The following is a 9,727-nucleotide window of genomic DNA, read 5'->3' as shown; positions in this document are numbered from 1 at the left end:
CAACCCTTCGTTTGACAACCAGGGGCCTTTTGCGGGCGGCCGACCTACCGATCGGTCGCCTGCTCCTCAACCTGTCCGGCCCTCCTGCTGCAAGGAACCCGACTAGCCCTTGTGGACGGAAATCCGGAGCACACAGCCTGGTGGCGGCCGCTGCCGGGACGGTTCGTCTCCCGCGCCGCGCCGCCGGCAACCACACCTCTGGGAGGACGACATGGACGAGGCACCCGACATCGACGAGCCCGACGTCACCCACAACGGCGAGGACGACGACCCGGGCAGCCTGATCGGCGAGGAGATCGAGTACGACCTCGGGCCGGACGACGACCCGGGCATCGATCCCGGCGGAGATGAGCCGGACGACGGCGAAGAACCGCCGCCGGGGCTGCGCCCGCCGGTCCGGCTCGCCCCGGTGCTGGTGTGCCTGCGAAACGAGATCAACGCCCGCTGGCCGAACCGGGACCGCGCGTCGGACGGCTGGATCGGCGACGCGGCTCACCGGGCCACGAAATCGGACCACAACCCGGATCAGGACAACTCCGTCAACGCACTCGACGTCGACCGGGACGGCATCGATCCGCAGCTGGTGGTGCGTCGGGCCATCGCTCACCCGTCCACCCAGTACGTGATCTTCGACCGGACGATCTGGAGCCGTACCCGCGGGTTCACGCCGTCCCGGTACACCGGGTCGAATCCGCACACCAAGCATCTGCACGTCAGCGTCAGCCACTCCCCGGCCCTGGAGAACAGCAGCCGGGCCTGGGGCATCGACACCGGGGTGACGACCACTCTCCTGAAGCTCGGCGATCGGGTGCTGCGTACGGGGTGCACGGGTGGTGACGTCCGCGAACTCCAGGGCCTGGCTAACACGCTCGGGGCGAAGCCGAAGCTCACGGTGGACGGCGACTTCGGCAGCCGGACCGAGGCGTGGGTCCGCGACTTCCAGAAGGCGAAAAAACTCACCGTCGACGGCGTGGTCGGACCGAAGACCATGACGGCACTCCGTGCGGCATCCAAGCCCACACCGGCCAAGCCCTCGACGCCCGCCAAGCCCTCGGCGCCGGCGAAGCCGATGACAAAACCGCCTGCTCAACCGCGGCGGGAGCCCGGCTCCCGTACCCTGCGCCAGGGAGCGACCGGCGACGACGTCGGCTTCGTCCAGCGGTTCATCGGCGCGCGGCGGTGCGGCGCGGCGGACGGAAAGTTCGGCGCCCGGACCGAGGCCGGGGTCCGCTGGTACCAGAAGATGCAGGGCCTCACGGCCGACGGCGCGGTCGGCCCGCGCACCTGGCGCAAGATGGGAGTGACGGTCCGATACTGACCTGCGCCTCGGCGGGGGCAGGTGGTCGCGCCCGGTCATGCGGCCTGCCCCCTCGCCGGTCGCAGGGATCGACCCGGTCGGTCCGACGGCACGCCGAGGGCGGCCGACAGATCCTGCCCGACCCGGTCGATCCCGTCGACCGCCGCCAGGGCGAACACGAAGCGGTCCGGCCGCAGCACCGCCAGGTCGGCGCTGTGGCGGCGCAGCCACCCGCCGAGCACACCGTCGACGTCGACGACATCGACCCGGTCCGGCTGACCGTCCGCGGATGGGCCCGGCAGGTCAGTCACCGGAGTGCCGGCCGGGTGAACGGCGACGAACCGCACCGGCAGCCCCCGCCACTGCGGCCCGAGCGGACCGCCCGCCGTGGCGGGGCCGAGTACGACGAAGCCGTCGCCGAGCGCCTCGTCGAGCAGCCCCGCGCCGGGGGAACCCGGCATGAGGATCCGGGGCTGGGGAAACATCGTGCCGACCACGCCGTCGCGCCGGCCGCCGGCCATCAGACCCCGCCGGTAGGCCGGGACCGGCTTGAACTCGAACCGCTCCACGAACCGCCGTACCCGGGGGACCGTCTGGACCGCCCGGAGCACGGTGTCCCGCATCCAGGCGGTGGCCCGGTTGCGGGCCAGGAAGACGCGCCCGAGCCGGACGCTCGTCTGCGCCATCTCCACGGTGTGCGGGCGCCGCTCGGTCTCGTACGTGTCCAACACCGTGGCGCCGGCGGCGCCGGACAGCACCAGAGCCAGCTTCCACGACAGGTTCGCCGCGTCGCGCAGACCGCTGCACAGGCCCTGGCCCAGGAACGGCGGCATCTGGTGGGCCGCGTCACCCAGCAGGAACACCCGGCCTTCTCGCCACCGTTTGGCGATGAGGTGGTGGAAGCTGTAGACCACCGCCCGGGTGACGTCGAACCGGTCCGGGTCGACGTACGGCGAGACGAGCGCCGCGATCATGTCCGGGCGCCGCATCTCGGCTTCGGTCTCCCCCGGGCGCAGCATGAACTCCAGCCGGTAGCTGCCGGCCGCGCCGGGAGACACGAACGCCGGGCGCCGCCAGTCGCAGACGAACCGGGTGTCCCTGACCCGCACCGCGTCGGGCGGCACATCGCCGGAGACCGCCAACCACGGCTCGGCGTAGCTCGCACCGCCCAGCGGGATCCGCACGGCGGCACGGGTGGCGCTGCGGGCGCCGTCGCATCCGAGCACGTACTTCGCGCGGACCACACGCCGCTGGCCGGTGCCCACCTCGGACAGGAGCACTGTCACCCCGTCCTGGTCCTGCTGGAGACCGACCAGCTCGGTGCCGAACGAGAGCTGGACGTGCGGGAAGCGGTCCAGCCCGGTCCGCAGCGTCTGCTCCAGCCGTGGCTGGTCGAAGAAGCGCAGCGGAGCGTGCCCGTACCCGAAATCCGTCTCGGACAACGCCATCCGGGCGAAGACCCGGCCCACGCGGTTGACGTACTCGACGAGCGGCGGGGCGATCGTCTCGCCGCGTATCTCGTCGAGCAGGCCGGCCTGCTGGTAGATGCGCAGCGCCTCGTCGTCGCAGGAGAAGGCCCGCGGCTGGCCGTGCGGGGCCGCGCTGCGCTCCACGACGAGCGTGGTGACGCCGCGGGCGCCGAGCAGGTTGGCGGTGAGCGCACCTACCGGCCCGCAGCCGATGACGGCCACGTCGACATCCTGGACCGGGTGGTGGGCCGACGACTGAACTGGACGCATGGCGGTGCCTCTCGGAACACGTTCCCGTGGGGACGGCACCCGGCCGTCCTCCTCCGACGTGAACCAGGGCACCAGGCCGGCGTGGAGAAGGTGTGGAGACGGCGTGGAGGCGGGCCTCCAGGCCGGGTCAGAAACCGGCGAACCGGGGCAGCAACAGCCCAGCCCCCTGCGCGGCGGCGATCCGGGCGCCGAGGTCCCACTCCGTGCGGTCGCGGCGGGCGACGCCGCGGATGCGGTGCAGTTCCGCGGCGAACACCCGCTCGCCCAACCGCTCGGCCACGGCCAGCGCCTCCTCGGCCAGCGTCGCCGCGGTCTCCGGGCGACCGGCGGTCAGGTACGCCTCGGCCATGGCGCAGAGCGTGATGGTCCGGGTGGACCGCAGCCCGGGACGGTAGATTTCGTGACCTGCGGCGCGCATCGCTTCGAGCCGGCCGTGGTCGCCGCCGCGCGCGGCAGCCCACTCGATGAAGAACGCGCCTGTCGCCATCATGTGCGGCAGCCCGGTGGCCTGTCCGATGTTCCGGCACCGCCGCCCGGCGGCGTCGGCCGCGGCGACGTCGTGTTCCTGCATCGCCAGCCAGGCGGCGTAGAGTGCCGCGTTCGCCCGGCCGTACGGGTCGTCCAGCTCCTCGGCGAGCGCCTCGGCGTCGGCGATGTCCGCCCAGGCGCCGGAGGGGTTGCCGCGCACCGAGCGGACAAGCGCCCGGAAGTTGTGGCAGCCCAGGACCGGACGCCTGCCGACCTCGCGGCGCAGCAGCCCACGATCGACGGTACGCAGCCGGTCGATCGCGGCGGTGAGCCGGCGCTCGCCGTCGGCCGGTCGTCCGGTGAAGTAGCCGACCGCGCCCAGCAGGTACTCGCCGGCCACGGCGATCAGCCGGCTGCCGTCGTCCTCGGCCCGTACCAGCCGCTCGGCGAGGTCGGCGCAGATCGCGAACTCGGCCCGGTTGGCGGCCAGCTCGCCCAGTGCCCAGAGCGCGGAACGGATGTCGGCGTCCGGCCCCACGAGCGTCAACAGCTCACGGGCGCGAGCGCAGACCTGGTCGACCGCGTCGCTGCCGACGCCTACCGTCATCTGCAACAGCGACGCGCGATGCAGATGGACTGTCAGCTCGGTGAACGCCCTGTCGGGCGAGACCTGCGCGGTAGGGGCCAGCCGGTGCGCGGCGCGCTCGAGGTGACCGAGCGCGTCCTCGTAGGCGACCCGCCGGGTCGCGTCGTCGGCGGCGAGCAGCGACCACCGCAGGTGGTCCTCGCCGTGGCCGATCCCGATGGCCTGACCGTAGTGGTGGGCCAGCTCCGCCGGTGCGACGTCGGCGGTCCGTTCGTAGGCAAGGGCCAGCCGGGCGTGCAGCGCGGCCCGGTGCGGCGGGAACAGCTCGGCGTAGGTGACCTCGGCGATGAGCGGATGGCGGAAGGTGACCGCGCCCGGTCCGGCCTCGGTCACCAGTGCGGACGTGTACGCCGGGACGAGCTGCTCGGCGACCGCCGACGCTGAGGTGTCCAACGCCGCCGCCAGCACCTGGAGGTCCAGGTCGTGTCCGGCAACGCTGAGCAGGTCGAGGCAGCGCCGGACGGGGTCGGGCAGCCCGCCGAGCCGCAGCCGGAGGGTGTCCCGGATGCTCGGCGGCAGCTCCCCGGCATCCACCGGGTCGGTCCGAGACCTGAGCAGCTCCGTGATGAAGAACGGATTTCCTCCGGTACGGGTGACGAGTCGGGCCACGGCCGGCTCCGGCGGTGACACTCCGGTCCGGTCCCGGACGAGGTCGGCAACCGAGAAGGCGTCCAGCCCGGCGAGCCGCAGCTGACCGAAACCCCAGCCGCGAGCCAGTTCGGCGACCGTCGCCACCAGGACCGGATCGTGGTCGTACGGCCGGAGGGTGGCGACCACGAGCGCCCGCGACGCCGACAGATCGGCCGAGAGGAACCGCAGCAACAGCAGCGAGTCCGGGTCTGCGGCGTGCAGGTCGTCAAGCACGACGAGCAGGCCCCGCCGCCGGGCCACCGCGTGCACCAGTTCCGACACCGCCTCGTACACCTGGAACCGCGCCGTCGGGTCGAGTCCGCCGCTGTCGGCGGAGCCGGCCAGCGACCCGGCGGCGAACCCGTCCAGCCGGCTCGCCGAGCCTGTGGCGTTGGCCTCCGGCATCGCCACGAGCGCGCGGACGACCTGGCTCCACAGCCAGAACGGTGGCGCCTGCCCGACGTCGGGACAGCGGCCCCGGACCACCGGAACGCCGCTAGCGGCGGCCTGCGCGCCGAGTGCCGCGGCGAGGCTGGTCTTGCCGATGCCGGCCTCCCCCACCAGGGCCAGCATCCGCCCGCCGTGCCGGTTGGCCGCGTGCAGCGTCTCCCGCAGCCGCGCCATCTCCGCGCTGCGACCCACCAGCGGGTCCGCGTCCCGGTCCGGCGACGCGCCGGCCCCCGCCTGGTCTCGCCCGGACGGCCCGCCCTCACGCTCACCTGCCTGCGCTCCAGGCTCGGTCGGCAGGGGTTCGGGCTCGGTCGGCCTTGGTCCGGACGGCTGCGGATCGCGCTCGCCCGCCTGCGGTTCGGGCTCGACCGGCCGCGGTCCAGGATCGCTCGGCCGCGCTCCGGGATCGGTCGGGGTGGGCGGCGCCGGGCTCGACCCGGTCTCGGCGGCAGGCGGCGCGGTGCCGGCCACCTGCACAGCCTGCCTACCGAGCGTCGGCGCAGGACCGGTCTCCGCCGGTACGGCCTGCTCAAGGATCAGCCGGTACGCCGCCCGTATCTGTTCGCCGGGATCGAGCCCGTACTCGCTGGCCAGGACCCGGCGCCCCTCGTCGAAGACCGCAAGCGCCTCGCTCTGCCGGCCGGACCGGTACAGCGCCACCATCAACTGCGCCCGCGCCCCCTCGCGCAACGGGTGTGCCGCCACGAACCGACGCAGCTCGGCCAGGAGCGTCGCGTGCCGACCGGCCACGACGGCGGCGGTCAACCGCCCCTCCTCGGCGCTCAACCGCAGTTCAGTCAGGCGTGCCGCCTCCGGGCGCACCGCAGCCAGCTCGGCGACGCCCGCGAGCGGATCGCCCCGCCACAGCGCCAACGCCTCGGCGTAGCCGGACTCGGCGGTCGCCGGCTCCCCGGCCGCGAGCGCGTCCGCCGCCCGATCCACAAGACTGCCGAACCGGATCGCGTCGATGGCTTCGATCTTCACCCGCAGCTCGTACCCTTTGGGGCGGCTACGCAGGAATCGCGCCGGCTCGCGGTGGGACCGCTCGGGCTCCAGGACCCGACGCAACCCGGCCACGTACGTACGCAGCGTCATGTGGGCGCTGGCCGGCGGTCGCCCGTCCCACAGCGCCTCGACCAGCCAGTCGGCGGCGACGAACCGGTTCGGCCGCAGCACGAACAGGGCCAGCAGCGCCTGCTGCTTCGGGCTTCCGAGGGGCACCACCTGCCCGTCCCGGACGACCTCCGGCGGACCTAGCACCCGGAACTGCACGCCATCACCACAACGACGATCCCCACCTGTCCAGTGCCGAGTATGGCAGCGGTGGGTCGCGTCGGACATCCGCGACCCACCGTCCAGTGTGTCCTGTCATGGCGGCGGTCAGGTCAGGCTTTCGGTCCGGCCCGGCCGCATGGAAGTGCCGGAAGCTACCCGTGGGCTCCCCGGGCACTGACGTGGAAGTTGAATACTGCGCCGTTGCGGACGAGGGTGAAGTTCCACTTCCCGCCCGTCTTGAGCACGTTCGGCTTGGATCCCGGATACCGCTTCCGGAACCACTCCTCGAGCCGCTCCGCCTCGGCGAGGGACAGCTCTCCGACGTCATCCACCTTCGCCGCAACGCCCCGATCGTCGTTACAGCCGGCGTTGAACCGGTAGCTGGTGTCCCGGTTCCACCGGCCGTTGCCGAACATGGTGACAGTGACCGGGCCGGACCGCTTGGACTCCAGCTGCGGGATGGGAGGGTCGGCGACGACCACGCCGGGTGGCGTCTCCAGCGAGGGGAACGGCACCGCCACCGTCTCGATGATCGCCTGTGAGGCCCAGTTGAAATCAACGTTGAACGGCATGCCCATCCCCCTGCCCGGAGTTCCACGCCCGCCGGCCCGTCGTGGCGGCACGTCGACGTGGTCCATCATCGGGCCGTGCCGAGGTCAGACGGCGCGCACTGTCCGTGCTCGGACAGTGCCGCGCAACCGACAGCGCCGACGATTCGCGCCGGCCCTCATCGGGCCGAGCGCCGGTTCTGAGCGATGGGTGTCGGTCAGGCCGACGCGTGGCAGCGGATCAGGGCGTCCAGCGCACGCCGGGGTTCACCCTCCCGGACCAGTCGAAGACGGCCATGTTGTCCCACTGGTTTCCGGTGCCGTTGATGTTGGCTGGGTCCCAGCCGTTGCCGTTGACGGCGTACCAGGTCGGTTCCCAGTAGAAGACCCCGACGGCTCCCGCGTTACGGGCGGTGTTCTGGACCCAGTCGAACTCCTGGGCCTGCCCGGCCCAGGTCGCGCTGATCCCGTCACATGTCGCGTCGCCGATGGCGTTCGGCTCGCTGTCCGCGTTGTTGCGGGTGAACGGGTACGCGGTCTCCACGATCACCACCGGCTTCCCGTAACGCCCGCGAACGTCGACGATGTTGTTGTAGAGATTCGACAGGCTGCCGTGCCACATGCAGTAGTACGACAGCGCCGTGATGTCCCACTGCACGCCCTGCGCGCGGATGCCGTCGTAGAACCAACGGGCGTTGGCGTTGCTGTCGGCGTTCGCGGTGTGGATCATCACGGGGATGCCGCTGCCGCACGCCTTGGTGGCGTTGTAGCCCTGCTTCAGCAGCCCGGCCAGCGGGGCGAAGTCGTTGTTGACGACCTTTCCCTCGTTCCACAGCATCCCGACGTTGATCTCGTTGCCGATCTGCACGCTGTCCGGCGTGGTGCCCTGCCCCCTGAGGCTGGCGCAGACGTCGTAGGTGAAGGCGTACACGTCGCTGCGCAGTTGGCTCAGGCTGTGACCGGCCCAGGCAGCCGGCTTGTACTGCTTGCCCGGGTCGGCCCAGGTGTCGGAGTAGTGGAAGTCGATGAGGACCTTGAGGCCCTTCGCCTTGGCCACCCTCGCCTGCCCCAGCACCTTGCTCTTGTTGTTGTAGCCGCTGATCGGGTTGTTCCAGACGCGCAGCCGTACGTAGTTGACGCCGACGGACTTCAGGATGTCCAGCGGGTCGCGGGCGGCGCCGCCGGCGTCGTAGTACTTCGCGCCCAGGTCGAGGCTGCGCTGCAACGATGAGACGTCGGCGCCCCGCATGCTCAGCGTGTTCGCGGCGGAGGCGGGCGTGCCACCGAGCGTGGTGGAGGCCACGAGGATGCCGGCCGTGACGGCGCCGATCAGGGCCCTGCGAAGGCGATGAGGTGTGGCCGGATGCGTGCTCACGAGACTCCTTCGCAGAAGGGGGACGGGGTCACGCTCAACCCACGGTGCAGGGCGCGCCGTTCAGCGAGAATCCGGTCGGCGGGGCGTTGCTGGCGCTCCACCGCCCCTGGATGCCGAAGGACGCGGAGCCGCTCGGCGCGATGACGCGGTTCCAGTCGACGTTGCGGGCGGTCACCGTGGCACCCGTCTGGGCGATAGTGGCGTTCCATCCCGAGGTGACCTGCTGGTCTCCCGGGAAGCCGAAGGTGACCGTCCAACCGTCGATCGGCGTCGCCCCGGAATTCTGGATCGTCACGGTGGCCACGAAACCGCCCTGCCACTGGGACTGGTTCCGGTAGGTCACCTGGCAGGTAGAGGGCGGCGGAGGCGGCGAGGACGGCGGAGGCGACGTCGGATCGGACGTCGTGGGCAGCTCGACCGTGTTGGAGGCGATCGACACGTTGCCCACCGCGTCCCGGGCACGCACGTAGTACAGGTTGTGCAGCGGCGTCGAGGCGGGCAGAGATACCGTGTACGTCGTTGCGCTCACGGTGGCGACCAGCCTTGAGGTGAACCAGCCGTCGAACCGGTAGACGTCGTACCCGAGGACGCCGACGTTGTCCGTCGACGGCGACCAGGACAGCGTGGCGGTCGAGGCGGTCACCGCGCCGACGGTCAGGTTCTGCGGGGCGCTCGGCGGGGTCGTGTCCGGCCCGGTGTCCGTCGCCGGGGTGACGACTGTCAGCACGTCCCCGTAGCTCGATCGGTGGCCGAGGGAGTCCCGGGCGGACACCCGGAACGAGTACTGCCAGCCCGGCCGGATGTAGTTGGTGATCGTGGTGGTGGTGACGGGCCCGACGCTGGCGCTGTAGATGACATCGCTGAACGCCTCGTAGTACATGATGTCGTAGCCCTCGATGGCGCAACAGCCGCGCGTGGAAGCTGTCCAGGTGAGGGTGACCGAGCCGGTGCGGACCTGGCTGGCAGCCAGGTTGGTGGGCACGCTCGGCGGGAAGGGTGAGGTGCTCGGCGTGCTGGGCGCCGAGGTCGGCGACGCGGGCCCGGTCGGGTCGGCCGCCCCAGCGGGGGCCGGTGCGACCCCGGGATAAGCGGCGGCGGCCGGTGCCGTGCCGGCGTCGGCCGCCGGTGCGACGCTCAGAGCGGACGCGAGTACCGCCGTCGACAGCGCGGCCGCGGCCAGCAGGCCCGGCCGGAGGCGGCGGAACAGCGAGGACGAGAAGACGCCTGTCATACCTCGACGATGACGCAGTGCATCGATGATCGCCAATCTATCTCACACCTCGGTCGATGCTTTTGCCG

6 protein-coding genes are annotated in these 9,727 nt (G+C 71.9%); 1 reads left to right on the top strand and 5 read right to left on the bottom strand.

What is annotated here, in order from left to right:
- Positions 1 to 211: 211 nt before the first annotated feature.
- Positions 212 to 1,318, top strand: coding sequence for a peptidoglycan-binding domain-containing protein (locus tag ACLQ23_RS21170; protein WP_425735322.1), 1,107 nt, complete (start codon positions 212 to 214; stop codon positions 1,316 to 1,318).
- A gap of 35 nt (positions 1,319 to 1,353) precedes the next feature.
- On the opposite strand, the gene ACLQ23_RS21165 is transcribed toward ACLQ23_RS21170, so the two are convergent.
- From ACLQ23_RS21165 to ACLQ23_RS21145, 5 genes are all read right to left on the bottom strand, one after another.
- A complete protein-coding gene (locus ACLQ23_RS21165) occupies positions 1,354 to 3,036 on the bottom strand; it encodes a bifunctional 3-(3-hydroxy-phenyl)propionate/3-hydroxycinnamic acid hydroxylase (protein WP_425735321.1) in 1,683 nt (560 codons plus the stop codon).
- A gap of 127 nt (positions 3,037 to 3,163) precedes the next feature.
- Entirely contained in the window at positions 3,164 to 6,502 is a 3,339-nt protein-coding gene (locus tag ACLQ23_RS21160; RefSeq protein WP_425880979.1) for a BTAD domain-containing putative transcriptional regulator, read from the bottom strand.
- Positions 6,503 to 6,657: 155 nt separating this feature from the next.
- Entirely contained in the window at positions 6,658 to 7,077 is a 420-nt protein-coding gene (locus tag ACLQ23_RS21155; RefSeq protein ID WP_157552616.1) for a hypothetical protein, read from the bottom strand.
- Between the two features lie 217 nt (positions 7,078 to 7,294).
- Positions 7,295 to 8,428 carry a glycoside hydrolase family 53 protein gene (locus ACLQ23_RS21150; RefSeq protein WP_306270948.1) on the bottom strand — a complete coding sequence of 378 codons (1,134 nt, stop codon included), beginning with the start codon at positions 8,426 to 8,428 and terminating at the stop codon, positions 7,295 to 7,297.
- Positions 8,429 to 8,462: 34 nt separating this feature from the next.
- Entirely contained in the window at positions 8,463 to 9,659 is a 1,197-nt protein-coding gene (locus ACLQ23_RS21145) for a cellulose binding domain-containing protein (protein WP_425880978.1), read from the bottom strand.
- Between the last annotated feature and the right edge of the window lie 68 nt (positions 9,660 to 9,727).

The sequence above is a fragment of the Micromonospora sp. DT41 genome (genome assembly GCF_049841715.1).
In the GTDB taxonomy this organism is placed as follows: Bacteria; Actinomycetota; Actinomycetes; order Mycobacteriales; family Micromonosporaceae; genus Micromonospora; species Micromonospora profundi.
This window is presented reverse-complemented; position numbering and strand designations above follow the sequence as displayed.

Excerpts from the sequence above, each read along its gene's own strand:
- ACLQ23_RS21155 (WP_157552616.1), bottom strand. The coding sequence starts at position 7,077 with ATGCCGTTCAACGTTGATTTCAACTGGGCCTCACAGGCGATCATCGAG.
- ACLQ23_RS21165 (WP_425735321.1), bottom strand. The coding sequence starts at position 3,036 with ATGCGTCCAGTTCAGTCGTCGGCCCACCACCCGGTCCAGGATGTCGAC.
- ACLQ23_RS21170 (WP_425735322.1), top strand. The coding sequence starts at position 212 with ATGGACGAGGCACCCGACATCGACGAGCCCGACGTCACCCACAACGGC.
- ACLQ23_RS21145 (WP_425880978.1), bottom strand. The coding sequence starts at position 9,659 with ATGACAGGCGTCTTCTCGTCCTCGCTGTTCCGCCGCCTCCGGCCGGGC.